This is a genomic window from Frigoribacterium sp. Leaf8 (assembly GCF_001421165.1).
Lineage (GTDB): Bacteria > Actinomycetota > Actinomycetes > Actinomycetales > Microbacteriaceae > Frigoribacterium.
In genome coordinates, this window is record NZ_LMKB01000005.1 from 247,889 (window position 1) to 273,257 (window position 25,369).

Annotated in this window: 26 protein-coding genes; 3 read left to right on the forward strand and 23 right to left on the reverse strand. The window is 69.1% G+C overall.

The window, feature by feature from the left end; all coding sequences use genetic code 11:
* Positions 1–77: 77 nt before the first annotated feature.
* The 11 genes from nusB to ASL10_RS05985 all read right to left on the reverse strand — a co-directional run bounded on the left by nusB (position 78) and on the right by ASL10_RS05985 (position 11,210).
* The gene (nusB, locus tag ASL10_RS05935; RefSeq protein ID WP_043592748.1) at positions 78–488 is read right to left on the reverse strand and encodes a transcription antitermination factor NusB; all 411 of its coding nucleotides are present in this window, start codon (positions 486–488) and stop codon (positions 78–80) included.
* Between the two features lie 3 nt (positions 489–491).
* The gene (efp, locus tag ASL10_RS05940; RefSeq protein WP_043592746.1) at positions 492–1,055 is read right to left on the reverse strand and encodes an elongation factor P; all 564 of its coding nucleotides are present in this window, start codon (positions 1,053–1,055) and stop codon (positions 492–494) included.
* 85 nt (positions 1,056–1,140) lie between these two features.
* A complete protein-coding gene (aroB, locus tag ASL10_RS05945; protein WP_056045338.1) occupies positions 1,141–2,229 on the reverse strand; it encodes a 3-dehydroquinate synthase in 1,089 nt (362 codons plus the stop codon).
* On the reverse strand, positions 2,226–2,705 hold the full coding sequence (locus tag ASL10_RS05950) for a shikimate kinase (protein ID WP_056047447.1): 480 nt from the start codon (positions 2,703–2,705) through the stop codon (positions 2,226–2,228). The genes aroB and ASL10_RS05950 overlap by 4 nt, the downstream gene beginning before the upstream one ends.
* Positions 2,706–2,737: 32 nt before the next feature.
* On the reverse strand, positions 2,738–3,943 hold the full coding sequence (aroC, locus tag ASL10_RS05955; RefSeq protein WP_056045343.1) for a chorismate synthase: 1,206 nt from the start codon (positions 3,941–3,943) through the stop codon (positions 2,738–2,740).
* A gap of 98 nt (positions 3,944–4,041) precedes the next feature.
* On the reverse strand, positions 4,042–5,385 hold the full coding sequence (gene mltG, locus ASL10_RS05960) for an endolytic transglycosylase MltG (RefSeq protein WP_056045346.1): 1,344 nt from the start codon (positions 5,383–5,385) through the stop codon (positions 4,042–4,044).
* A gap of 3 nt (positions 5,386–5,388) precedes the next feature.
* Positions 5,389–5,898 (reverse strand): Holliday junction resolvase RuvX, encoded by a 510-nt coding sequence (gene ruvX, locus ASL10_RS05965; protein ID WP_056045348.1) that lies wholly within the window; start codon positions 5,896–5,898, stop codon positions 5,389–5,391.
* Positions 5,899–5,906: 8 nt separating this feature from the next.
* Entirely contained in the window at positions 5,907–8,579 is a 2,673-nt protein-coding gene (gene alaS / locus ASL10_RS05970) for an alanine--tRNA ligase (protein WP_056045351.1), read from the reverse strand.
* Positions 8,580–8,635: 56 nt separating this feature from the next.
* A complete protein-coding gene (locus ASL10_RS05975; protein WP_056045353.1) occupies positions 8,636–8,827 on the reverse strand; it encodes a hypothetical protein in 192 nt (63 codons plus the stop codon).
* Between the two features lie 123 nt (positions 8,828–8,950).
* On the reverse strand, positions 8,951–9,580 hold the full coding sequence (rpsD, locus tag ASL10_RS05980; RefSeq protein ID WP_043592736.1) for a 30S ribosomal protein S4: 630 nt from the start codon (positions 9,578–9,580) through the stop codon (positions 8,951–8,953).
* A gap of 220 nt (positions 9,581–9,800) precedes the next feature.
* Positions 9,801–11,210 (reverse strand): replication-associated recombination protein A, encoded by a 1,410-nt coding sequence (locus ASL10_RS05985; protein ID WP_082460229.1) that lies wholly within the window; start codon positions 11,208–11,210, stop codon positions 9,801–9,803.
* A 65-nt stretch (positions 11,211–11,275) separates the two neighbouring features.
* Here ASL10_RS05985 and ASL10_RS05990 point away from each other — a divergent pair, with 65 nt between their 5' ends.
* The 3 genes from ASL10_RS05990 (at position 11,276) to ASL10_RS06000 (ending at position 14,130) form a co-directional block, all read left to right on the forward strand.
* Positions 11,276–12,067 (forward strand): peptidylprolyl isomerase, encoded by a 792-nt coding sequence (locus ASL10_RS05990; RefSeq protein WP_082460230.1) that lies wholly within the window; start codon positions 11,276–11,278, stop codon positions 12,065–12,067.
* A gap of 89 nt (positions 12,068–12,156) precedes the next feature.
* Entirely contained in the window at positions 12,157–13,386 is a 1,230-nt protein-coding gene (locus ASL10_RS05995; RefSeq protein ID WP_056045363.1) for a DUF349 domain-containing protein, read from the forward strand.
* Positions 13,387–13,488: 102 nt separating this feature from the next.
* Positions 13,489–14,130 carry a hypothetical protein gene (locus ASL10_RS06000; protein WP_056045366.1) on the forward strand — a complete coding sequence of 214 codons (642 nt, stop codon included), beginning with the start codon at positions 13,489–13,491 and terminating at the stop codon, positions 14,128–14,130.
* Here ASL10_RS06000 and ASL10_RS06005 read toward each other — a convergent pair.
* The 12 genes from ASL10_RS06005 to ASL10_RS06060 form a co-directional block, all read right to left on the reverse strand.
* Positions 14,109–16,253, reverse strand: a complete 2,145-nt coding sequence (locus tag ASL10_RS06005) for a bifunctional (p)ppGpp synthetase/guanosine-3',5'-bis(diphosphate) 3'-pyrophosphohydrolase (protein WP_235452715.1) — start codon at positions 16,251–16,253, stop codon at positions 14,109–14,111. The genes ASL10_RS06000 and ASL10_RS06005 overlap by 22 nt on opposite strands.
* Before the next feature lie 237 nt (positions 16,254–16,490).
* Entirely contained in the window at positions 16,491–16,841 is a 351-nt protein-coding gene (locus ASL10_RS06010; protein WP_056045369.1) for a rhodanese-like domain-containing protein, read from the reverse strand.
* On the reverse strand, positions 16,838–17,848 hold the full coding sequence (gene secF, locus ASL10_RS06015) for a protein translocase subunit SecF (RefSeq protein ID WP_056045371.1): 1,011 nt from the start codon (positions 17,846–17,848) through the stop codon (positions 16,838–16,840). The genes ASL10_RS06010 and secF overlap by 4 nt, the downstream gene beginning before the upstream one ends.
* Positions 17,848–19,611 (reverse strand): protein translocase subunit SecD, encoded by a 1,764-nt coding sequence (gene secD, locus ASL10_RS06020; protein WP_056045374.1) that lies wholly within the window; start codon positions 19,609–19,611, stop codon positions 17,848–17,850. The genes secF and secD overlap by 1 nt, the downstream gene beginning before the upstream one ends.
* 96 nt (positions 19,612–19,707) lie before the next feature.
* Positions 19,708–20,121 (reverse strand): preprotein translocase subunit YajC, encoded by a 414-nt coding sequence (gene yajC, locus ASL10_RS06025; RefSeq protein ID WP_056045376.1) that lies wholly within the window; start codon positions 20,119–20,121, stop codon positions 19,708–19,710.
* A gap of 79 nt (positions 20,122–20,200) precedes the next feature.
* Positions 20,201–21,226, reverse strand: a complete 1,026-nt coding sequence (ruvB, locus tag ASL10_RS06030; protein ID WP_056045381.1) for a Holliday junction branch migration DNA helicase RuvB — start codon at positions 21,224–21,226, stop codon at positions 20,201–20,203.
* Positions 21,223–21,837, reverse strand: coding sequence for a Holliday junction branch migration protein RuvA (gene ruvA / locus ASL10_RS06035; protein WP_056045385.1), 615 nt, complete (start codon positions 21,835–21,837; stop codon positions 21,223–21,225). The genes ruvB and ruvA overlap by 4 nt, the downstream gene beginning before the upstream one ends.
* The gene (gene ruvC, locus ASL10_RS06040) at positions 21,834–22,409 is read right to left on the reverse strand and encodes a crossover junction endodeoxyribonuclease RuvC (RefSeq protein ID WP_043592720.1); all 576 of its coding nucleotides are present in this window, start codon (positions 22,407–22,409) and stop codon (positions 21,834–21,836) included. Before ruvC ends, ruvA begins: the two co-directional genes overlap by 4 nt.
* 9 nt (positions 22,410–22,418) lie before the next feature.
* Complete coding sequence (locus ASL10_RS06045) at positions 22,419–23,180, reverse strand: YebC/PmpR family DNA-binding transcriptional regulator (protein ID WP_056045387.1); 762 nt, start codon at positions 23,178–23,180, stop codon at positions 22,419–22,421.
* A gap of 38 nt (positions 23,181–23,218) precedes the next feature.
* Positions 23,219–23,824 (reverse strand): pyridoxal 5'-phosphate synthase glutaminase subunit PdxT, encoded by a 606-nt coding sequence (gene pdxT, locus ASL10_RS06050; RefSeq protein WP_056045389.1) that lies wholly within the window; start codon positions 23,822–23,824, stop codon positions 23,219–23,221.
* 22 nt (positions 23,825–23,846) lie between these two features.
* Complete coding sequence (gene pdxS, locus ASL10_RS06055; RefSeq protein WP_056045394.1) at positions 23,847–24,761, reverse strand: pyridoxal 5'-phosphate synthase lyase subunit PdxS; 915 nt, start codon at positions 24,759–24,761, stop codon at positions 23,847–23,849.
* Between the two features lie 23 nt (positions 24,762–24,784).
* Positions 24,785–25,369 carry an HIT domain-containing protein gene (locus tag ASL10_RS06060; RefSeq protein WP_369794371.1) on the reverse strand — a complete coding sequence of 195 codons (585 nt, stop codon included), beginning with the start codon at positions 25,367–25,369 and terminating at the stop codon, positions 24,785–24,787.

Genomic DNA, 25,369 nt, shown 5'->3' on the forward strand with positions numbered 1-25,369 from the left:
CGGTGTGGGTCGCTCAACCCTAACGGTTCGTCGGACGCCCGACGAGCCGGCTGGCGACGACGGCGGCCGGTCGGCGGTCAGTCCGCGGTCGCGATCCGACCGAGCAGTCCGTTGACGAACGAGGCGGAGTCGTCGGTGCTGAGGGTCTGGGCCAGTTCGACGGCCTCGCTGATCGCCACGGCGTCGGGGATCTCGTCGTTGTGACGCAGCTCCCAGATGCCGATCCGGATGATGCCGCGGTCGAGGGTGGGCATGCGCGCGAGGGTCCAGCCCTGAGAGTACGTCTCGATGAGTTCGTCGATCTCGTCGCGGTGGTCGATGACGCCCTGCACGATGTCGCGGGCATAACCCCAGCTCGAACCCCGCTCGGGCTGGTCGAGGGCCCGCTGGGTCTCGGCGACGAGTGCGTCGGTCATGCTGATCTGACGGATGTCGGCGACGTACAGGACGTCGAGGGCGCGCTTGCGCGCCTTGGTGCGTGCGCTCACCGACTAGTCGTTGACGCGGCCGAGGTAGCCGCCGTCGCGGGTGTCGACCTTGACCTTGGTGCCGGTCTCGAGGAACAGCGGCACCTGGATCTCGTAGCCGGTCTCGACGGTGGCGGGCTTCGTCCCGCCGGTCGAGCGGTCGCCCTGGAGGCCGGGCTCGGTGTACGTGACCTCGAGGATGACGGAGGCGGGAAGCTCGATGTACAGCGGGTCGCCGTCGTGCAGGGCCATCTGCACGTTCTGGTTCTCGAGCATGAAGTTCTTCGCGTCGCCGACGATCGTGGCGGGCACGTTGATCTGGTCGTAGTCGCTCGTGTCCATGAACACGTAGCCGTCGGCCTCGGCGTAGAGGTACGTGTACTCACGACGGTCGACGTTGGCGAAATCGATCTTGGTGCCGGCGTTGAACGTCTTGTCGACGACCTTGCCCGACATCACGTTCTTCATCTTGGTGCGGACGAACGCGCCACCCTTGCCCGGCTTGACGTGCTGGAACTCGATGACGTTCCAGAGTTGACCGTCGAGGTTGAGGACGGCACCGTTCTTGATGTCGTTGGTAGTCGCCATGCGCGGATGATCCGTTCGGGGTGGTGGGAGGTCGGCCGGAATCGGCCATCGTCGAGTGTAGCGGACGCCCCGAAGGGCCGAAGGGCTACGAACCGATCTCTTGGTACGCCGCGAAGAGCAGGCTCTGGTCGGGCCCCTGCAGCACGGTGGGCCGACCGATCTCGTCCAGGACGATGAAGCGCAACAGGCCCGCGCGCGCCTTCTTGTCCCGTTGCATGGTCGCGAGCAGGGTGTTCCAGCGCCCGAGCGGATACGAGACGGGAAGGGTCAGCGACTCGAGGATGCGGCGATGACGGTCGACCGCCTCGTCGGACAGTCGGCCGGTCAGGCGGGCGAGTTCTGCGGCGAACACCATGCCCACCGACACCGCGGCCCCGTGACGCCACTGGTAACGCTCGGCGTGCTCGACGGCGTGGCCGAGGGTGTGGCCGTAGTTCAGGATCTCGCGCAGGCCCTGCTCGGTGAGGTCTTCGCCCACGACGCGGGCCTTGAGCCCGATCGCCAGTTCGACCACCCGCCGGAACTCCGGCGTGGTCGGGTCGGTCGCCCGGTCGACGTCCGCCTCGACGATGTCGAGGATCTCGGGTTCGGCGATGAACCCAACCTTCACGACCTCGGCGAAACCGGCGAGGATCTCGTTCTTCGAGAGCGTGTCGAGGTGGTCGAGGTCGGCGAGCACCGCCACGGGCGGGTGGAAGACACCGACGAGGTTCTTGCCCTCGGCCGTGTTCACTCCGGTCTTGCCGCCGACGCTCGCGTCGACGAGCCCCAGCACGCTGGTCGGCATCTGGACCAGCGGGACGCCTCGGAGCCAGGTGCCGGCAACGAAGCCCGCCAGGTCGGTGATCGCCCCGCCGCCGAGACCGATGACGGCGTCGGTGCGGGTGAAGTCGGCCTGGCCCAGCACCTGCCAGCAGAAGGCGGCGACCTCGACGCGCTTGGCGTCCTCGGCGTCGGGCACCTCGGCGATGAGGGCCTCGTAGCCGGCCGCCACGAGGGCGTCGCGCACCTCTCCGGCCTTGCGGCCCAAGGTGGGGGCGTGGACGATCAGGACCTTCTTGGTCTGCGGGTGCAGGACCGCCGGCAGGTGGCCGGTGAGGCCCCGACCGATCAGGACGTCGTACGGGGCGTCTCCCCCGACGTGGATGGTGGTGGTGTCGGTCGCGTCGGTCATGCGGTGCCTCTCTCGGAGTCGAGCCAGGTCTCGATGTCGTCGACGACGGTCGAGACGGGTCGGTGGGACGTGTCGAACACGGCGGACGCCAGTGCCCGGTAGACCGGATCGCGCTCGGCGGCGATGGCCCGCCAGGCCTCGATCCCGCCTCTCTGCAGCAGCGGCCGGGTGCTCCCGGCCAGCCTCGACTCGACGGCCTCCGCCGTCACGGTCAGCAGGACGACGGGCAACCCGGACAAGGAGGCGCGCGTGCGTTCGTCGAGGACGGCTCCCCCACCCAGCGACACCACCCCGTCGCCGGTCAGGGCCTCGACCACGGCCTCGTGTTCGAGTGCCCGGAAGTGGGCCTCGCCGTGACGGTCGAACAGGTCGGCGATGGGCCCGTGCCGCCGGACGACGAGACGGTCGCTGTCGACGAACGGGACGCCGAGACGACGGGAGAGCTTCTTGCCGATGCTCGTCTTGCCCGCCCCCATGGGCCCGATCAGGACGACCGGCCGCGCGACCGTCACTCGGCGGCGGACGCCGGCTGAGTCCGCAGGTTCTCGGGGATGGCGTCGAGGTAGCCCCGCAGGTTGCGCGCCGTCTCCCCCAGCGAGTCGCCGCCGAACTTCTCCAGGACCGAGTTCGCGAGGACGAGGGCGACCATCGACTCGGCGACGACGCCGGCGGCCGGGACCGCGCAGACGTCCGATCGCTGGTGGTGCGCCTTGCTCTCTTCGCCGCTCGTGACGTCGACGGTGGCCAGCGCCCGGGGCACGGTCGCGATGGGCTTCATGCCGGCACGCACGCGGAGGACCGTGCCGGTGCTCATGCCCCCCTCGGTGCCGCCGGCTCGGTCGGTGTCACGCGAGATGACCCCTCCCGTGCGGTGGAGCTCGTCGTGGGCGACGGAACCGCGCCTCCGGGTGGTCTCGAAGCCGTCGCCGACCTCGACTCCCTTGATCGCCTGGATGCCCATCAACGCGGCGGCCAGCTGCGAGTCGAGACGACGGTCCCACTGGACGTGCGAACCGAGCCCGGGCGGCACCCCGTAGGCGAGCACCTCGACGACGCCGCCCAGGGTGTCGCCGTCTTTCTTGGCGGCCTCGACCTCGTCGACCATGAGGGCGCTGGTCGCCTGGTCGAAGCAGCGCAACGGGTCGTCGTCGAGACGGTCCACGTCCGTCGGGACGGGCACCGGGCTGCCGTCGGGCACGCGCACGGGCCCGATCGACAGGGTGTGGCTGACGAGCTCGATGCCGAGCTCGGCGAGGAACGACCGGGCGACGGCTCCGAGCGCGACGCGCGCTGCCGTCTCGCGTGCGCTCGCCCGCTCGAGGATGGGACGGGCCTCGTCGAAGTCGTACTTCTGCATGCCGACGAGGTCGGCGTGGCCGGGACGGGGTCGGGTGAGGGGTGCGCTCCGCCCCCGGGAGGCCTCACTCACCTCGACGGGCTCGGGGTTCATCACCTCGACCCACTTCGGCCATTCGGTGTTGCCGATCCGCAGGGCCACGGGGCTGCCCATGGTCAAACCATGACGGACGCCGCCCGAGATGTTGAGTTCGTCCTGCTCGAACTTCATGCGGGAACCGCGGCCGTAGCCCAGTTTGCGTCGGGCGAGGTCGGCACGGATCGCGTCGAGCGACACCGGCACGCCGGCCGGCAGCCCTTCGAGGACGGCGACGAGCTCGGGCCCGTGAGATTCTCCAGCGGTCAACCAACGAAGCATGGTGTCGATCTTCCCACAGAGAGAGGGGCCGACCGACCGTGTGACGGTCGATCGGCCCCTCGGGACCGGTGGGTCTGCCCAGGGGTCCCGTGGGTCGGTCACTGGTACTCGGGGTGCTCCCGCATCCAGGCCTGCCACTGCTTGACCGCGGCCTGGTGCTCCGCGAACGTGGTCGAGAACGCCGTCTCGCCCGAGTCGAGATCGACCGTGACGAAGTAGAGCCAGGTCCCGTCGGCCGGCTTGAGGGCGGCGTTCAGGGCGAGATCACCGGGGTTCGAGATCGGCCCGACCGGCAGACCCTCGTGGACGTAGGTGTTGTAGGCGTTGTTCGCGTCACCGCGCTCTTCGTCGGTCGTCGTGACCCGGTGGGTGTTGCCGGTGCCGTAGGCCACCGTCGCGTCGGACTGGAGGAGCATGCCCTGGTCGAGACGGTTCTGGAAGACCCGCGCGACCTTCGGGTAGTCGTCGGCCAGACCGGCCTCTTTCTGGACGAGCGACGCGAAGACGATGGTCTTCTGGTATTCGGCGGGCTGTGCGCCGGCGGACTGCAGGTGCTGGGTCATGGTCGTCACCATGTCCTGCAGGTAGTCGTGGGCGGTCTTGCCCGGGTCGAGTTCGTAGGTCGCCGGGAAGAGCCATCCCTCGAGGCTCGTGGCCTCGGCGGGCAGCCCGAACGTCGTGTAGTCCGCAGCGGCGGCCTGGACGTCGGCGATGGGGATCGACGTCGCGGTGGCCAGGAGTTCGTAGACGTCCGCCGCCACGGTCCCCTCGGGGATGACGACCTTGTTGGTGATGCGGTTGGCGCTGTCCTGCAGTGCATCGAGGGCCGACTGGGCGCTCATCTGCTGCTGCAGGGTATAGGTGCCCGGTTGGAAGGTCATCGACGGGTTGGACAGGAGGAGCGAGTAGGCCGACTCGTAGCTCTGCGTGACGCCCGCGTCCGCGAGGTTCTGCGCGATGTCGGAGCCGACCTGACCTGAGACGATGGCGAACTCGACGGGCGTGCCGTTCCCGCTGCCGGCGTAGTCGGCCGGTTCGTCGTCACCCGTGAACTTGGCGATCAGGGGCTGTACCTGCCCCCAGGCGGCGGCGACGCCGGCGGTTCCGCCGGCCAGGACGAGCACGAGGATGGACGCGAGGACGATCGGGCCCTTCTTGGAACGCCGTTCGCGCGGTTCGCGCGTCGTGCGTCCGCGGGGGCGGTCCCCCCCACCGTCGGAGGAGGGAACGACGGCGGGTTCGGCCTGTCGCTCGCGCTCACGCTGTTCGCGGCGGGACAGGGCGGGGGCGTCGACGTGGGTGCTGCGGCGGAGGGGTGCACCGTCGGCGTCGCCCGGTCGACCATCACCCGGATCACCCCGTCGTCGTCCGGAGGTGTCGGCAGGGCGGTCGTTCTGGGGTTGGGACGCGAAGATGTCGTCCCAGTCGGGTTCGTCGGCCACGAATCACTGTCTCTCGTCGGTGGCGGGTGCGGCACCGTCGCCGCTCGCCTCTCGGGTCACGTCGACCATCCGCCCGGGCGGTCGACCGCTCGAGCGCTCGAGGTCGAGCGCGTGCTGGACGATGATAACAGCGGCCACTTGGTCGATGACGGACCGCTGGCTCCTGCCCTTCCGGCCCGAGGCCCGGAGGGCGCCCTGGGCGCTCACGGTCGACAGGCGCTCGTCGACGAGGCGCACGGGCACGGCCACGGCCTGGGCGACGGCCGCGGCGAAGTCCCGGGCGTCCTGGGTGGAGGCCGTGTCGCGACCCGATAGGGCGATGGGCAGCCCGACGATCACCTCGAGCGCGTCGAGTCCGACGACGAGGTCCCGGACGGCACCGATGTCGGCCACGCCGTCGGCCGAACGCGCCAGCGTCTCGACCGGGGTGGCGAGCAGACCGTCGGGATCGGTGCGGGCGACACCGACCCGGGCCTTGCCCACGTCGATGCCGATCCGGACTCCGCGCCGCACGAGCGTCCTCAGGACCCGAGCTCGGCGACGATGCCGGCCAGCGCGGTGGGGATGGCCGAGACGTCGGATCCGCCGCCCTGGGCGAGGTCGTCCTTGCCGCCGCCCCCGCCACCGAGAGCCGCGGCGGCGCCCTTGGCGAGACGGCCGGCCTTGACGCCGGCCTGGCGCGCGCCGTCCGTGGTGGCCACGATCACGGCGGGCTTGCCCGCGACGTCGGCTGCCAGGGCGACGACGGAGGCGCTGGACGCGCCCAGGCGTTCGCGGACCGACAGGGCGAGCGACCGCAGGTCGTCGGTCGAAGCGAGCGACCCGACCGATTCGGCGACGACCGTGAGGTCGCCGATCCGACTCGCCGTCTCGGCCAGCGCCGGGACGCGGGTGGCGAGGCGGGCGGACTCGAACTCGGCGATCTTCTTCTCTGCCGTCCGGAGGCTCGTGACCAGGTCGCCGATGCGGTCGGCCAGCTGATCACGGGGAGTCTTGAGCGACGAGGTCAGTTGGGACACGAGAGCCCGCTCGGCGGCGAAGTCACGGAATGCGTCCATGCCGACGAGGGACTCGACGCGGCGGTTGGTCGACCCCACCGAGCTCTCGCTGACGAGGTTGATGAGGCCGACCTGCGAGCTGGTCGAGACATGGGTGCCCGCGCAGAGCTCGCGCGACCAGGGACCACCGATGTCGACCATGCGGACCGTCTCGCCGTACTTCTCACCGAACAGCGCCATGGCGCCCAGCGCGCGGGCGTCGTCGAGGGGCATCTCGCGGGTGACGACCTGCAGGTCGTCGCGGATGGCGTTGTTCGCGATCTCCTCGATCTCGGAGCGTGTCTGCGGGCTCAGCGCCTGGTTCCAGTTGAAGTCGAGCCGCATGTATCCGGCCTTGTTGTACGACCCCGCCTGGTGCGCCTCCGGGCCGAGCACCTCCCGGAGGGCGGCGTGGATCAGGTGCGTCGCCGAATGCGCCTGCGTCGCGCCGCGGCGGTAGGCCGGGTCGACCACGCTGGTCGCCGTGTCGCCGACCCCCACCTCGCCGGACGTCACCTGGACGCGGTGGCTGATCAGCCCCTTGACGGGCTTCTGCACGTCGAGGACCTCGAGGTCGAAGCCCACGCCGACGATGCGGCCCGAGTCAGCTTCCTGACCGCCGGACTCGGCGTACAGGGAGGTCTCGGCGAGGATCACCTCGGCGATGTCACCCGCCACGGCCCGGTCGACGTCGGCCCCGTCGACGATCAGGCCCAGCACGCGCGTCTCGGTGTCGAGCTCGTCGTAGCCGGTGAAGACCGTCTCGCCCTGGGCCCGGAACGCGCTGTAGACGCTCAGGTCGGCCAGGGCCACCTTCCGGGACTTGGCATCGGCCTTCGCCCGGGCACGCTGCTCGGACATGAGTCGGTCGAATGCCTCGCGATCGACCGTCAGACCGCTCTCTTCCGCGATCTCGAGCGTCAGGTCGATGGGGAACCCGAAGGTGTCGTGCAGGAGGAACGCCGTGTCGCCCTGCAGCTGCGGGGTCGTGCCCGCCGAGGCACGCTGCTTCGTGTCGTCGACGGCGATGTCGAGGATGTTCGTCCCGGCGGCCAGGGTGCGGAGGAAGGTCTCCTCCTCGGCGTAGGCCAGGCGCGAGATGCGCTCGTAGTCGGTCTCGACCTCGGGGTAGGCGGCCTTCATCGCGTCGCGGGACTCGGGGAAGAGCGAGGGGAACGTGGGGCCGTCGACGCCGAGCAAGCGCATCGACCGGACCGTGCGGCGCAGGAGGCGGCGGAGGATGTAGCCCCGACCCTCGTTGGACGGGCGGACCCCGTCGGACATCAACATGAGCGAGCTGCGGACGTGGTCGGCGATGACCCGCATCCGCACGTCGTCGTCGTGGACGGCTCCGTAGCGCCGTCCCGACAGCTCGGCGGCCTTGTCGAGGACGGGGCGCACCTGGTCGATCTCGTACATGTTGTCGACGCCCTGCTTGAGGAACGCCACGCGCTCGAGACCCATGCCGGTGTCGATGTTCTTGTTCGGCAGCTCGCGGACGATGTCGAAGTCGACCTTCGAGCGCACGTTCTCGATCTGGTACTGCATGAACACGAGGTTCCAGATCTCGACGTAACGGTCGTCGTCCGTCGCCGGGCCACCGTCGGCGCCGTAGGCGGGACCACGGTCGAAGAAGATCTCCGAGCACGGACCTGCGGGCCCCGGCTGGCCGGTGTGCCAGTAGTTGGAGTCCTTGCCGAGTCGCTGGATGCGCTCGTCGGGCAGACCGGCGACCTTCTTCCAGAGGGCGATGGCCTCGTCGTCCTCCTCGTACACCGTCACCCAGAGGTCGTCGGGCGAGAACGCGAGTCCTCCGTCGGCCTCGCTCGAGGTCAGGAGCTCCCAGGCGTAGCCGATCGCCTCTTCCTTGAAGTAGTCGCCGAACGAGAAGTTGCCGTTCATCTGGAAGAACGTGCCGTGCCGCGGCGTCTTGCCGACCTCTTCGATGTCGTTGGTGCGGATGCACTTCTGGACGCTGGTGGCACGCGGGTACGGCGTCGGGACGAGCCCCGTGAGGTACGGGATGAACGGGACCATGCCCGCGACGGTGAAGAGCAGGCTGGGATCGTCGCTGACCAGGGACGCGGACGGGACGACGGTGTGGCCCCGATCGCCGAAGTAGTCGAGCCAACGGCGGCGGATTTCGGCGGTCTGCATGGTTCTCCCGAGGGTGGGTTGGTCGTGTGTCAGGACGAGGAGGCGCGGCGGCGCGCTCAGGACTCGTCGCGGTCGGAACGCAGTTCGGCTTCGCGGGCCTTGTAACCGTCTACCACGGCGGCACGGAACGACTTCACGTTGCCGTCGAGGTCGCCGAAGAACTGCTGACCCCGAGATGTCTTGTTGAACTGGTGGGCGACGGCGAAGCCGCCGACGACACCGACGGCGAGCAGGAACAGGCTCTTCACGGGGACTCCTCTTGGGGCTGGTGCCGCGACGTGCGAGCGCGACGACTCGACAGCTTACCCGGCCCCGGGAACGCGAAAGGAGCGGGCCACGACCGTGGCCCGCTCCTGACGGGGTGACGAGTTCTAGCGCGCGGCGTAGTACTCGACGACGAGCTGGACCTCGCAGGTCACCGGGACCTCGACGCGCTTCGGGCGACGCACGAGGCGGGCCTGCAGCTTGTCGATCTCGACCTCGAGGTAACCGGGCACCTTGGGCAGCAGGTCGACGTGACCGCCGGCCGCGGCGACCTGGAAGGGCTCGGTCTTCTCGCTGCGCTCCTTGACGTGGATCATCTGACCCGGCTTGACGCGGAACGAGGGGCGGTCGACGAGCTTGCCGTCCACCAGGATGTGGCGGTGGACGACCATCTGACGGGCCTGGGCCGTCGTGCGGGCGAAGCCGGCACGGAGGACGAGGGCGTCGAGACGGGTCTCGAGGAGCTCGACCAGGTTCTCACCGGTCAGGCCCGAAGCCTTGCGGGCCTCGTTGAAGACGATCTTGAGCTGGGCCTCGCGGATGCCGTACTGGGCGCGCAGGCGCTGCTTCTCACGCAGACGGACGGCGTAGTCGCTGTCGGTCTTGCGCTTGGTGCGGCCGTGCTCGCCGGGAGCGTAGGGGCGCTTCTCGAGGTAACGAGCAGCCTTCGGGGTCAGGGCGATGCCGAGGGCACGCGAGAGACGGGTCTTGCTGCGGGTACGTGACTTGGTGGACACTTGTTCCTTTTTCTTGTCGGTGGTTCGTCAGGGACCGCCCCAGCGCGCGAGCGCCGGGCGGCGTAACAAGAGGGGTGAGTGCCGCGGTGGCGACCGGCTACAGGTCGTCGCACCTTGATCGGGTCGTCGTCAGCAGCCGCGCGTCGACGCCCGAGAACAGGCAACCCCCCGAGCATACAGGAGCTCGGGCGCCGATGCGAGCAGCCGGTCGGTCGTGCCGTCAGTGCCCGCGGGTGATCCGGCGCAGCTTCTCGAGACGGGCCGCCACGTCGCGTTCGTTGCCGTTGGCGGTGGGATCGTAGTACTCGTGGCCGACGAGTTCGTCGGGGAGGTACTGCTGCTCGACCACCCCGAACTCGGAGTCGTGGGCGTAGCGGTAGCCCTTCCCGTGCCCGAGGCGCCGTGCCCCGGGGTAATGGGCGTCGCGCAGGTGCTTGGGCACGCGGCCCGCCTTGCCGGCCCGGACGTCCGCGATCGCGGCGTCGAGGGCGGAGTAGGACCGGTTCGACTTGGGTGCGGTCGCCAGGTAGACGACGGCCTCGGCCATCGGGATGCGTCCCTCGGGCATGCCGATCATCTGCACGGCGGTCGCGGCCGAGACCGCGACGGTGAGTGCGTTCGGATCGGCCATGCCGATGTCCTCACCCGCCGACACGATGATCCGACGGCAGATGAAGCGGGGGTCCTCACCCGCCTCGATCATGCGGGCGAGGTAATGGAGCGACGCGTCGACGTCGGACCCCCGGATGGACTTGATGAAGGCGCTGATGACGTCGTAGTGCTCGTCGCCGTTGCGGTCGTACCGCAGCAACGCCCGGTCGACCGACTGGGCGACGATCTCGGACGTGATCGTCGGACGGTCGTCGTCGGGATCGTTCTCGTCGTACTCGGCGTCGGGATCGAAGTCGGCGTCGGACGCGTCGTCGGCCGAGGCCGCCGGCACCGCGTCGGCCTCGAGCTTCGTGGCCCACGCCGACTGGGCGGACGCCTCGAGGGCCGTGAGCGCACGTCGGGCGTCACCGGAGGCCAGTCGGACGATGGTGGCCAGGGCTTCGTCGTCGAGGCGCACGGATCCGTCGAGACCGCGGGGGTCGCCGACCGCCCGCTGGACCAACTGGGCCAGGTCGTCGTCGCTGAGCTGTTCGAGCGTCAGCAGGAGCGAACGGGACAGCAGGGGCGTGATGACCGAGAAGGACGGGTTCTCGGTGGTGGCGGCGATGAGGATGACCCAGCCGTTCTCGACGCCGGGCAGCAGGGCGTCCTGCTGCGCCTTGGTGAAGCGATGGATCTCGTCGAGGAAGAGCACGGTCGTCGTGCCGTAGAGGTCACGGTTCGACAGGGCCTTCTCCATCACCTGTCGGACGTCCTTGACTCCCGCGGTCACGGCTGACAGCTCGATGAACTGTCGGCCGGAGCTGCGGGCGATGGCCTGGGCGAGGGTGGTCTTCCCCGTACCCGGCGGACCCCAGAGGATGACGGAGACGGCCCCCTGGTCGGCACCCGTGCCGGACGCCAGGGTGACCAGAGGCGAGCCGGGCCGCAAGAGGTGCCGTTGACCGGCGACCTCGTCGAGGGTGGTGGGACGCATGCGGACCGCGAGAGGGGTCGAGCTCTGCGGGAGCGGGCTCATGGTGACCCATGCTAGACCGGCCCTCCGATACAGTGCAGGCTGGACATCACCGAGCTGGAGGACCCGTGGCACCGAGCAAGAACCCGGACCGTGAGAGCCGGGACCGGCTCCGCAGGTACACCGCTCGTCAGCAGGTGCACGCGACGCAGGTCGCCCGACGCCGTCGGGACAACGTCCTCGCCGTGACCGCCGTCGTGGTCGTGGTCGGAGTCGCGGCCGTGTCCCAGGTGTTCTGGTCGACCAGCGGTCCCGGTGCCCCCGCGGCGGCTCCGTCTGACGCGCCCAGCGCCTCCTCGACGCCCGCCGCCGGCGAGAACGTCGGGGACGTGCCCAGCGAGGCGATCGCCGACGGCCGCTCCTGGACGGGCGGCCTCACGCTCAATGACGGCGTCGAGCTCGGGATCGAACTGGACGGGGCGAAGGCCCCGCAGGCGTCGAGCGTCGTCATCGACCTCATCCAGAAGGGCTTCTACACGGGGACGACCTGCCACCGCATGAGCGACGCCGCGACGGCGAAGTTCATCCAGTGCGGGTCCGCCAACGGCGACGGGACGGGCGACGCCGGTTTCACCTTCGGCCCACTCGAGAACGTCCCGTCGGACGGCGTGTACCCGACGGGGACGATCGCCATGGCTCGGAGCACCGACCCGTACTCGCAGTCGACGCAGTTCTTCATCACCTACGGCGACACCACCCTCGACGGCTCGACGGGTGGTTACACCGTGGTCGGACGCGTCACGAGCGGACTCGACCAGCTCGAGGCGCAGATCACGGACGCGGGCCTGACTCCCGGTACGAGCGAGACCGACGGCGCTCCCGTCGTGCCGACGACGATCACGGGCGCGACCATCGAGTAGTCCGCCGCGGTCCGCTGTGCAATAGGCTGAGCACCCATCGTGGTGGCCTGTCCTGGTCCCGCGACGAGCACGTTCAGCAAGGGATAAAAGTGGCTACTGACGATCAGGCACCCTGGGGCCGCGTCGCCGACGACGGCACGGTCTACGTCCGCGAGGGCGACGGCGAACGCGCCGTGGGGCAGTACCCCGACGCGACGCCCGCCGAGGCTCTCGCGTACTACGAACGCAAGTTCATCGAACTCGCCGGGCAGGTGACGTTGCTCGAGCAGCGCATCAAGCGCGGCGCATCGGCGGGCGACGTCGTCAAGACGGTCACCCACCTGCGCGAGCAGCTCGTCGAACCGAGCGCGGTCGGGGATCTCGAGGCCCTGCGCCTTCGGGTGTCGGCACTCGACTCCACGGTCGACGAGCTGACGCAACAGCAGAGCGCCGAGGCACAGAAGGCCCTCACCGAAGCGGTCGCCTACCGCACCGCTCTCGTCACGGAGGCCGAGGCCCTGGCGGCCCAGGACCCCGCCCGCGTCCAGTGGAAGCAGGTCACGGCCACCCTCGACGACATCTTCGCCCGGTGGCAGAAGCATCAACAGGACGGTCCTCGCATCCCGAAGGGCGAGGGCAACGACCTCTGGAAACGATTCCGTGCTGCGCGCACCACCATCGACCAGCACCGCAAGGCCTTCTACGCCGAACTCGACGCGACCCACCGTGACGCTCGTCAGCGCAAGCAAGCCCTCGTCGAAGCGGCCGAGGCCCTGGCGCCGAAGGGTGTCGACGGCATCTCGGCCTACCGGGGGCTGCTCGACGACTGGAAGCGCGCCGGCCGTGCCGGGAAGAAGTACGACGACGCCCTCTGGGCGAAGTTCAAGCGTGCAGGCGACGTCCTCTACGCAGCCAAGTCCGAGGTCGTCGCGCAGGACACCGCCGAGTACGAGGGCAACCTCGAACAGAAACTCGAGCTGCTCACCGAGGCCGAGAAGATCCTGACGGTCACGGACCGGGTCCCGGCGCGCGAGGCCCTCACCTCGATCCAGCTGCGATGGGACGAGATCGGTCGCGTTCCTCGCGAGCAGGTCCGGGTGGTCGAGGATCGCCTCCGCAAGGTCGAGTCCCACGTGCGTCAGCTCGACGAGCAGTTCTGGGAGAAGAACAACCCCGAACGCCAGGCACGGTCCCAGGGGCTCGCGAGCCAACTGCACGACGCCATCAGCAAGCTCGAAGACGAACTCGCGACGGCCGAGGCCAGCGGCGACGCTCGTCGTGTCCGCGAGGCTCGTGAAGCTCTGGACGCCCGGAAGGTCTGGCTCGACGCCCTGGGCTGACCGTCCGGGGCCGACCGCCCACCGACGTCGCGAACCGTCCGATTCTCCACAGGGAGGGTCGGGCGGTTCGTCGTCGTCGGCAGGGTCGGCCAGGCTGGGCGCATGCCTGCTCGTCTCCCCCTGGTCCTGACCGACGACGACCTGCCCGAGCCCGAACTGCGTGCGGCTGCACTGGACGGGCAGGTCTACGCAGTCGGTGGCTCGTGGCGCAGCGTGGCCGAGATCGACGATGCCGGGGGCCGGGCGATCGCGATCGGGATCGCCCTCGGCGCCGGAGTCGTCGCGGCCGAACGGAGTGCCGCCTGGGTCTGGGGTGCCCGAGGCCCGGCACCACTCCCCCACTCCGGGCTGGTGGTGTCGCCGGCCAGGGTGAAGCATCGTGGTCGGGGTTCGATCGTCCGACAGGTCGTCATCGACGAGGGCGAGATCGTCACCGTCCAGGGTGTGGCCGTCACCACACCGGCCCGGACCGTCGTCGACCTCGCTCGCTGTGAGGGCTGGGCGTCTCAGGACGAGACGGCCGCGCGGGACGTCGTGTCTCAGCAGGGCGTGACGTACGCCGACGCGATCGCCGTCCTCGATCGACGTGGACGGCTCCCCCATCGAACGCGAACCGTGGAGCGGCTCGGTCGAGTCTGTTCAGCCGGCGCCGACGCGGCCCTCGTCGACGACGAGGTGCGACGAGACGCAGGCCCACCCGGTCCGTCGGAGGAGGCAGCGTCTCAGCCGGCGCTGACCCGGTAGACGTCGTACACGGCGTCGATGCGTCGGACCGCGTTCAGGACGCGATCGAGGTGGGTGGTGTCACCCATCTCGAACACGAAGCGGCTGAGGGCCAGGCGTTCGTCAGAGGTCGAGACGCTCGCCGACAGGATGTTGACGTGGTGCTCGCTCAGGACCCGGGTGACGTCCGACAGCAATCCGCTGCGATCGAGGGCCTCGATCTGGATCTGCACCATGAACACGCTCTTGGACGACGGAGCCCACTCGACCTCGATCATCCGCTCGGGCTCTTTCAACAGACCTTGGACGTTGTGGCAGTTCGCCTGGTGGACGCTGACGCCCTGGCCGCGGGTCACGAATCCGACGATCTGGTCGCCCGGCACGGGCGTGCAGCACTTGGCGAGTTTCACCAGGATGTCCGGGGCCCCTCGGACCAGCACGCCCGAGTCGCTGTTGCGCAACGGCCGTGCTCGACCTTGGCTGGGGAACTCGAACTCGCCTTCGTCGACCTCGGTCTGCGTGTGGACCGCGGCGAGGATCTTCTCGATGACGGACTGGGTCGAGATGTGGCCCTCGCCGACGGCCGCGTAGAGACTCGACACGTCGTCGTACCGCATGGTGGCGGCGACTTCGGCGATGCTGTCCTGGGTCATCAGCTTCTGGAGCGGCAGGTTCTGCTTCCGCATGGCACGGGCGATGGCGTCCTTGCCCTGCTCCATGGCCTCGTCGCGGCGTTCTTTCGTGAACCACTGCCTGATCTTGTTCCGGGCGCGGGGGCTCTTGACGAAGGCGAGCCAGTCCTGGCTCGGCCCCGAGTCAGGATTCTTCGAGGTGAAGACCTCGACGACGTCGCCACTCGACAGGACGCTCTCGAGGGGCACGAGGCGACCGTTGACCTTGGCGCCCATCGTGCGGTGTCCGACCTCGGTGTGCACGGCGTAGGCGAAGTCGACCGGGGTCGCTCCCGACGGCAGGCCGATGACCTTGCCCTGAGGCGTGAAGACGTAGACCTCCTTCGCGCCGATCTCGAAACGGAGGCTGTCCAGGAACTCACTGGGGTCCGCCGTCTCGGCCTGCCAGTCCGAGATGTGGGCGAGCCAGGCCATGTCCGTCTCGGTCTTCGCTCCGCCCTGGTCGTCGCGCCCGCCGTTCATGCGCTGCTTGTACTTCCAGTGGGCGGCCACGCCGAACTCGGCCCGCTGGTGCATCTCGTGCGTGCGGATCTGGATCTCGACGGGACGTCCCTTGGGACCGATGACGGTCGTGTGCAGCGACTGGTACAGGTTGAACTTCGGCGTGGCGATGTAGTCCTTGAAGCGGCCGGGGATCGGGTTCCAGCGGGCGTGGATCGAGCCCAACACGGCGTAGCAGTCGCGAAGCGAGTTGACGAGGATGCGGATGCCGACGAGGTCGTAGATCTCGTCGAACTCCCGACCCCGGACGATCATCTTCTGGTAGATCGAGTAGTACTGCTTGGGCCGACCCATGACGTCGCCGCGGATCTTCGTTGACTTGAGGTCGGACTTGACGGCGTTGATGACGTTCTGCACGAACTGCTCGCGTTGCGGCGTGCGCTGTTTGACCAGGTTGTCGATCTCGACGTAGAGCTTGGGGTGGAGCACCGCGAACGAGAGGTCCTCGAGCTCCCATTTGATGGTCTGGATGCCGAGCCGGTGCGCCAGGGGGGCGTAGATCTCGAGGGTCTCGGTGGCCTTGCGGGTCGCTGACGCCGACTCGACGAAACCCCAGGTGCGAGCGTTGTGCAGCCGGTCGGCGAGCTTGATGACGAGGACCCGGATGTCTTTCGACATGGCCACGACCATCTTCCGGACGGTCTCGGCCTGAGCGCTGTCGCCGTACTTGAGCTTGTCGAGCTTGGTGACCCCGTCGACGAGCATCGCGATCTCGTCCCCGAAGTCGCGCTGGAGCATGGCCAGTGTGTAGTCGGTGTCCTCGACGGTGTCGTGCAGCAGTGCAGCCGCGACGGTCTTGGCGCCGATGCCCAGATCGGCGAGGATCTGCGCCACCGCGACGGGATGGGTGATGTACGGTTCGCCGCTCTTGCGCAGTTGACCCGTGTGCGCCTTCTCGGCCACCGAGTAGGCCCGCTCGATGATGACGATGTCGGCCTTGGGATGGTGCATGCGCACGGTCTTGATCAACCGGTCGACGGCGCCTGCCGGCTGGCTGCGCGAGAAGAGTCGAGGCAGGAGCGTCCGCAACGAGGCCGTGTTCTGACCGCCGGGCGTCTCGGGCGGTGCGGAGTTGTTCCGTGTGGTGATCTCGGTCACGGCTGCACCTCGTTCTCTCGGGTCGGAGCGCCACCGCCGGCCGTCGTGGTCGGACGTGGACTCCGTGGGGTCAAGGGTACCCGTCGGCCGTCAGTCGACCGACGCCCCGGGGTGGCCGTCGTCTGCCACGACCGTGCCCCCCGCGTCCCGCCAGGCGAGCATCCCACCGACGACGTTGCGGGCGTCCACGCCGACGCCTCGCAGGGCGTCCGTCGCGCGAGCCGACCGCATGCCGGAGTGGCAGACGACGAGGACGGGGCGGTCGGTGGGGACCTCCCCGACCCGTTCGTTCAGCTCGGACAGTGGGATGGACGTCGCGCCGGGCGCATGACCTTCATCCCATTCGTGCGGTTCTCGGACGTCGAGCACGTAGGTGCCGTCGGACAGGGCGCCGATGGCGGCGTCGGCCCCGATCTCGGGTCGACGGTGGTCGCCGATCATGCGCCCACCGTCTCGTCGACGGTGAGGGGCTCGGTCTTCTGTGCCTCGAGCTTGCTGGCATCGCGTTTCGCGATGTCCGGCTCACGGAGGCGGAGCGTGGCGTAGAGCGGTGAGGCGATGAAGATCGTCGAGTAGGTCCCGACCAGGATGCCGATGAAGAGCGCCAGGGAGATGTCGCGGAGGGTGCCCGCTCCCAGGACGAATGCCCCGATGAAGAGGATCGCCGCGACGGGGAGGAGCGCCACGACCGACGTGTTGATCGACCGGACCAACGTCTGGTTGACGGCCAGGTTCACGGACTGTCCGAACGTGCGTCGTGAGCCCTCGCCGTCGTCGGCGGTGTTCTCGCGGATCTTGTCGAACACCACCACGGTGTCGTAGAGCGAGTAGCCGAGGATCGTCAGGAAGCCGATGACCGCCGCCGGGGTGACCTCGAAGCCGACGATGCCGTAGATGCCCGCGGTCAGCACGAGGTCGTGCAGCAGGGCTGCCATGGCGGCCAACGACATCTTCCAGGTTCGGAAGTACAGCGTCATGCCGATCGCGGCGAGGATCAGGAAGATCACGAGACCCTTGATGGCCTGGCTCGTGATGTCGGCACCCCATGAGGCACCGATGAAGGACGAGGTCACTCGATCGTCGGGGACGTCGTACGCGGTGGCCAACGCCGCCGCCACGTCGTTCGTCTGAGCGGCTTCCAGCTGCGAGGTCTGCACGCGGATCGTGTCGGTGCCGACCTGGGTGACCCGCGGGTTCGAACCGGGTACGACCTCGTCGACGGTCGTCGTGGCGACGTCCTGGTCGAGTTCGGCCGGCTGGGCGACCTGGAACTCCGACCCGCCCGTGAACTCGATGCCGAAGTGGAAGCCGCCGCGGAGGAACGGGACGGTGACCGAGATGAGGATGACCAGGGCGGCGATCCAGTACCAGCGGCGGCGGTGGCCGATGATGTCGTACGACCGGGCACCCGTGTAGAGGTCGTTGCCGAATTTCGAGAAACTGGCCATCAGGAGTCCTTCTTCCCTTCACCGGCGGTCGACGAGTCGACGCGCTCGGTGTTCTTCTCGGCGGCTTTGCGCTCGGCGATGGTCTGACGCTTGACGGCCTCGCGACCGCCCGCTTGCTTGCGGCCGACGACGGCCGGGGTTCGGAACTGCGCCCGCCCCCGGTAGACGGCGCCGAGGGCGCGTGGGTTGAGCCCGCTGAACGAGTGGCCTTCGCCGAAGAACCGCGTCCGGGCGATGAGCTGGAGCATGGGGTGGGTGAACAGCGAGACCACGATCAGGTCGATCACCGTGGTGATGCCCAAGGTGAGCGCGAAGCCCTTGACGTTGCCGACCGCGAGGATGAAGAGCGTGATGGCCGCCAGGAAGTTCACCGTGTCGGACGCGATGATCGTGCGGATGGCGCGCTTCCAGCCCGATTCGACGGCGCTCTCGAGGATGCGACCGTCGCGGAGTTCGTCCCGGATGCGTTCGAAGTAGACGATGAATGAGTCGGCCGTGATGCCGATGGCCACGATCAGACCGGTCACCCCCGCCAGCGAGAGGCGGTAGCCCTCTCGCCAGGACAGGATGGCGATCACGAGGTAGGTGAGCACGGCGGCGATGACCAGCGACAGGACGGTCACGAAGGCGAGGGCCCGGTACTGGATCAGCGAGTAGATGACCACCAGGATCAGGCCGATGAGGCCGGCGATCAGGCCGCTGATCAGCTGGGTCTGTCCGAGGGTCGCGGTGATCGTCTCGTTGCTCTGGACCGAGAAGCTGAGCGGGAGGGCACCGAACTTCAGCTGGTCGGCGAGGGTCTTCGAGGAGTCCTGCGTGAACTGGCCCGTGATCTGGGCCCGGCCGTCGGTGATGGCGGCGTTCGCGGACGGCGCCGTGATGACCTGGTTGTCGAGGGTCACGGCGAACTGGTTCTGCGGCGCCTGCAACGAGACGAGGCGCGAGGTGACCTGGGAGAACCGGTCGGTGCCCTGGCCGTTGAACTCGAGGTTCACGGCCCAGGTGTTCGTCGAGTTGCCCTGCGAGTCGGCGGCGAGACCGTTCGTGGCGTCGCTGATGTCGGAACCCTGCACCTCGACCGGGCCGAGGATGTACTTGGCCGTGCCGTCGGTGGAGCAGGTGACCAGTGGCTCGTCGTCACGGGCCGTGGCCAGGTCGTTCTCGGCCGCGCAGTCGTAGTTCTGGTAGAGGTCGGCGAGCTGGGGGGTGATCCACGCCAGGTCGGACGCGTTCGTCGGGGACGCGGTCGGCGTGCTCTCGAGCTCGGGGTTGGGGGTGTAGGGCGTGGCGCTCGGGCTGGCCGTGGCGCCGTCGCCTTCTCCGCCGACCGCGGCGTTCGAGACCGCCTCGGTGTAGAGCACGGGGCGGAAGGTCAGCTTGGCCGACGCCTCGATGCGTTCGAGGGTCGCGTTGTCGGGTCGTCCGGGGATGGACACGACGATGTTCTGCGTGCCCTGCTTGGTGATCTCGGATTCCGAGACGCCGGCCGAGTCGATGCGCTGCCGGATGATCGTGACCGCCTGGTCCAGCTGCTCCGACGACACCGTCTCGCCGCTCTGGAGCTGGGCCGCAAGGGTGATCTGCGTGCCGCCCTGCAGGTCGAGGGCCAGTTCGGGCACCCAACTCGCTCCGTTCCACCACCCGTCACGACCGGAGTCGTTCAGGAACGTGGCCGTGCCGTTCAGGGCCGTGAGGCCGGCGATGATGACCAACAACCAGGTCAGGGATCGTATTGCTTTCTTCACCGGCGTCGAGCGTGCCACGGAGGAACTCTGCTTTCTCATGGGAGCGCGCGCTCACGTGGAGCGCGCGCCGTGGATCGGACCCGGCCGCGCAAGGCGGCCGAGGCGGTCGTCGGGTCAGGCCTTGGTGTCGGAGTCCTTGGCGACCGTCGAGTCGACCGGTGCGGACGTGGCGCGTTCACCGAACTCGGGAGCGTCGTCGATGACGCGGTCGTGCTTGGTGGAGCCGTCGGCCAGCGAGTCGGCGTCGTCGGCGACGGGCTCGTCGATGACCGGTTCGACGACGCGACCCAGGGTCTGACGGTGGACCTTGAGGACGGTGCCGGGCGAGACCTCGACCTCGGCGACGTTGTTCTCGTCGTCGATGGAGACGACGGTGCCGTAGACGCCGAACGAGAGCATGACCTCGACGCCGGGGACGAGCTTGTTCTGCAGTTCTGCCTGCTGACGGTCGCGCTTCTTCTTGTTGCGGAACATGAAGACGACGAGGACCACCAGGAGGAGGACCATGATGAGGGTTGCGGGATCCATGCGGAACTCCCTTTCGCTGTTGGGGGTGTGGGCCGAGCGGGACTCGCTTCAGCGAGCGAAGGCCTCGGACCTGCAGGAATTATAGGTCATCGCCGAAGAGCGCCCCTGAGGCGTGCGCCAGACCGAAGTGCCGCCAGGCCTCGGGAGTGGCGATGCGTCCCCGCGGCGTCCGGGTGAGCAGGCCCACCCGGACGAGGAACGGCTCGACGACCGACTCGATCGTGTCGGCCTCTTCTCCCACCGAGACCGCAAGGGTGTTGAGGCCGACGGGTCCGCCGCCGAACCGGGTCAGCACCGTGCGGACGACCTCACGGTCGAGCCGGTCGAGCCCCAGCGAATCGACGTCGTAGAGATCGAGCGCTTCGCGCACGGTCGTCAGGTCGGCATCCCGCCCGTGGACGAGCGCGTAGTCGCGGACGCGTCGGAGAAGGCGGTTCGCGATGCGAGGCGTGCCCCGGCACCGTCCGGCGATCTCGGCCAGGGCGGCACCGTCGATGACGATGCCGAGGAGGGACGCCGCCCGGCGGAGGACCTCGGTCAGCTCGGCCTCGTCGTAGAACTCGAGGTGCGCCGTGAAGCCGAACCGGTCGCGCAGGGGGTTGGGCAGCAGCCCGCTGCGGGTGGTCGCACCGACGAGGGTGAAGGGCGACAACTCGAGGGGGATGCTGGTCGCTCCTGCCCCCTTGCCCACCATGATGTCGATCCGGTAGTCCTCCATTGCGAGGTACAGCATCTCTTCGGCCGGCCGCGCCATGCGATGGATCTCGTCGATGAAGAGCACCTCCCCCGGCACGAGGGCAGAGAGGACCGCGGCCAGGTCGCCCGCGTGCTGGATCGCGGGACCCGACGACATCCGCAACGGCCGAGCCCCTTCGTGGGCCACGATCATGGCCAGGGTCGTCTTGCCGAGCCCGGGCGGTCCGGCGAGCAGGATGTGGTCGGGGGTGCGGCCCTGCATCGTCGCGGCCTTGAGCAGCAGCTCGAGCTGGCCCCGCACCTTGGACTGCCCGACGAACTCGCCGAGCGAGGTGGGCCGCAGCGCCCCTTCGAAGGCCAGCTCGGCCTCGGACTCGAGCGTGGGACGGGTCAGGTCGTCGTCGCTCACGCTCGGGCCCCGGTGGACTTCTGCGGACCGAGGTGACCGAGTGCGGCACGCAGCAACTGCGGCACGGCCACCGCGACGGCGTCGCCACGGTCCGCCACGACGGCGTCGATGGCGGCCTGCGCCTCACGGTCGGACCACCCGAGCCCGACCAACGCGACGAGCACGTCGGCAGCCGTCGTCGACGCCGCCGTGACGGTCGGCGCGGTCGGTGCCACGTCGAGCTTGCCGGTCAGCGAGAGGACGATGAGCTTGGCCGTCTTCGGCCCGATGCCCGAGACGCGTCGGAACGCGGCGTCGTCGTCGTCGGCGACGGCGGTGGCGACCTGATGGGGCGTGAGCGTCGACATGACGCCCTGGGCCGACTTCGGACCGACGCCGGTGACGCTGCGGAGCAGGTCGAAGACCTCGAGTTCTTCGCGGTCGGCGAAGCCGAAGAGCGAGAGGTCGTCTTCTCGGACGATCAACGCCGTGTGGACGAGCGCCTGCTCGCCGACGCGGACCGTCAGTGCGAGCTGTGGGGTGACCGAGACACGGAGGCCCACCCCGCCGACCTCGACCACGACCGATGTGCCGGACGCGGACAGGACGGTACCGCGGACACTCGAGATCATGCCCCCAGCCTAGGAGTGCGCACCGACTTCTCGGCGTCGCGCCACGCTCGCTGGGCCGGCGTGAGGGAACCCGAGGAGGCGCGGGCAGCGACGGGCGCACCCCGCCAGGCATGGCAGATGGCCAGGGCCAGGGCGTCGGCGGCGTCCGCCGGCCGGGGCGCCTCGGCCAGCCCGAGCAACCGGGCGACCATCGTGCCGACCTGCTTCTTGTCGGCCGACCCGTACCCGGTCACGGCAGCCTTCACCTCGGACGGCGTGTGCAGCGTGACGGGGATCTCGCGTTCGGCTGCGGCACGCAGGGCGAGGCCGCTGACCTGTGCCACCCCCATGACGCTGCGGACGTTCTGTTGGGCGAAGACCCGCTCGATCGCCATGGCGTCCGGCCGGTGCTCGTCGATGAGCGCCTCGAGACCGCGACCCAGGGCGAGGAGACGCAACTCGAGGGCGAGGTCGGGGGCGGTGCGGATGACCTGCACGTCGACCAGGGTCGCACGCCGCTGGGCGTCGACCTCGACCACCCCGACCCCGCATCGGGTGAGCCCGGGGTCGATGCCGAGCACCCGGAGCGTCACCGCGGCGGCCTATTCTTCGTCGTCGAGCGCGGCCTGCACGTCGGCGGGGACGTCGTGGTTCGCGTAGACGTTCTGCACGTCGTCGTCGTCGTCGAGGGCGTCGATGAGTCGGAAGACCTTGCGTGCCGTCTCGAGGTCGACCTCGATCTTGAGCCCGGGCACGAACTCGATGTCGGCCGAGTCGTAGTCGATGCCGGCGTCCTGGAGGGCCGAACGGGCCGGGACCAGGTCGGAGGCCTCGGTGACGATCTCGAAGCCTTCACCACGATCGGTGACCTCTTCGGCTCCGGCGTCGAGGACGGCGGCGAGGACGTCGTCTTCGGTGAGGTCGTCCGTCTTCATGACGGCGATGACGCCCTTGCGGCTGAAGTTGTAGGCCACGCTGCCGGGGTCGGCCATGGTGCCGCCGTTGCGCGACATCACCGTACGGACGTTGGCGGCCGCGCGGTTCTTGTTGTCGGTGAGGCACTCGATCAACAACGCGACGCCGTTGGGGCCGTACCCCTCGTACATGATCGTCTGGTAGTCGACGCTCTCGCCGCTGAGACCGGCACCGCGCTTGACGGCCCGGTCGATGTTGTCGTTGGGGACCGAGGTCTTCTTGGCCTTCTGGACGGCGTCGACCAGCGTGGGGTTGCCGGACATGTCGGCCCCGCCCTGCTTGGCCGCGACCTCGATGTTCTTGATGAGCTTGGCGAACGACTTGGCACGTCGACTGTCGATGACGGCCTTCTTGTGCTTGGTCGTTGCCCACTTGGAATGCCCGGACACGGTGCTCCTTCAGACTGCTGACGTGGATCGCGACGAGTCTACCGCGACGCCCGCGCGCGGGCCTTGTCGAGGAACCGCGAGTGGAACCGCAGGTCGTCGGTGACCTCCGGGTGGAACGAGGTGCCCATCAGGAGACCTTGCTCGACGGCGACGACCCGGCCGTCCTCGAGGACGCCGATCGCCGTCGCGGCCGGCCCGACCGCGTCGACCACCGGGGCGCGGATGAAGACCGCGTGCACGGGTGGACCGTCGAGCACGGGGACGTGGACATCGGTCTCGAACGAGTCGGTCTGGGAGCCGAACGCGTTGCGCCGGACCGAGACGTCGAGGCCCCCGATGCTCTGCTGGCCGGGGATGCCGTCGACGATGCGGTCCGCGAGCATGATGAGGCCGGCGCAGGTGCCGTAGACGGGCAACCCCGACCCGATCGCCCGTCGGAGCGGCCCGTCCAGGTCGAACGTCCGGGACAGCTTGTCCATGACGCTGGACTCGCCACCCGGGATCACCAGACCATCGATCTCGTCGAGCTCGGTGGCTCGGCGTACGGCGACGGCCTCGGCCCCCAACGAGGTCAGGACGGCCAGGTGTTCACGAAAATCGCCTTGCAGGGCCAGGACGCCGACCCGGGGCGTTCGTTCGGGCATCACCGACGATCGACCCCCGAGGTCACCAGCCGCGCTCGGCGAGGCGGTGCGGTGCGGGGAGGTCGGGCACGTTGATGCCGACCATCGCCTCGCCGAGACCGCGCGACGCGTCGGCCACGACCTGGGGGTCGTCGAAGAAGGTGGTGGCCTTGACGATCGCCTTGGCACGCTCGGCGGGGTTGCCCGACTTGAAGATGCCCGAACCGACGAAGACGCCGTCGGCACCGAGCTGCATCATGAGAGCCGCGTCGGCGGGTGTCGCGACGCCGCCCGCGGTGAAGAGGACGACGGGGAGCTTGCCGGTCTCGGCGATCTCTTTCACGAGCTCGAAGGGAGCCTGCAGTTCTTTCGCGGCGACGTAGAGCTCGTCGGACTTGAGCCCACGGAGCTGGGCGATCTCTTTCGAGATCGTGCGGATGTGCTTGGTGGCCTCGGACACGTCACCGGTGCCGGCCTCGCCCTTGGAGCGGATCATGGCCGCGCCCTCGGTGATGCGACGCAGCGCCTCGCCCAGGTTGGTGGCCCCGCAGACGAAGGGGACGGTGAAGTTCCACTTGTCGATGTGGTTGACGTAGTCGGCCGGGCTCAGCACCTCGGACTCGTCGATGTAGTCCACGCCGAGGGTCTGGAGGATCTGGGCCTCGACGAAGTGGCCGATGCGGGCCTTCGCCATGACGGGGATCGAGACCGCCGCCACGATCTCGTCGATCATGTCGGGGTCGCTCATGCGGGCGACACCGCCCTGGGACCGGATGTCGGCGGGAACGCGCTCGAGGGCCATGACGGCCACGGCCCCGGCGTCTTCGGCGATCTTCGCCTGCTCGACGTTGACGACGTCCATGATGACGCCGCCCTTGAGCATCTCGGCGAGACCGCGCTTGACGCGGCTCGAACCGGTGGTGGAGGACTGGTGGGAGGCAGAGGTCGTGTCGCTCATGATGGCCCCTATCTTAGGCCCGATCAGACCGCCGACGCCGCCGTCGGCGTCGTGCCGTCGCCGTCCCTCGGCCAGGCCTCGGAGACGGCGACGCGGACGTCGCCGAGCAGCTGCGTGACGGCCTTCGTCTGAGCGATGATCGGGAAGAAGTTCGAGTCGCCGCCGTAGCGCGGCACCACGTGTTGGTGCAGGTGGGCCGCGATGCCGGCTCCGCCGACCTGCCCCTGGTTCATGCCGATGTTGAAGCCCTGCGCGTGGGACACCTGTGTGAGGACCCGCATGGCGGTCTGGGTCAGGGACGCGATCTCGGCCACCTCGTCGGAGGTGGCGAGGTCGTAGGTGGAGACGTGCCGGTACGGGCAGACCAGCAGGTGCCCCGGGTTGTAGGGGTAGAGGTTGAGCAACACGTAGGCGTGTTCGCCCCGGGCCACGATGAGCGCGTCGTCGTCCGACCTCGAGGGGGCGCTGCAGAACGGGCAGGAGTCGTCGTGGGCGCCCTGGCCCGCCTCGACGTAGACGGCGCGGTGCGGCGTCCAGAGTCGCTGGAACGCGTCCGGGACCGCGGCGAAGTCGGCGGAGGACTCGGCCGCAGACCCGTCGGCGACCAC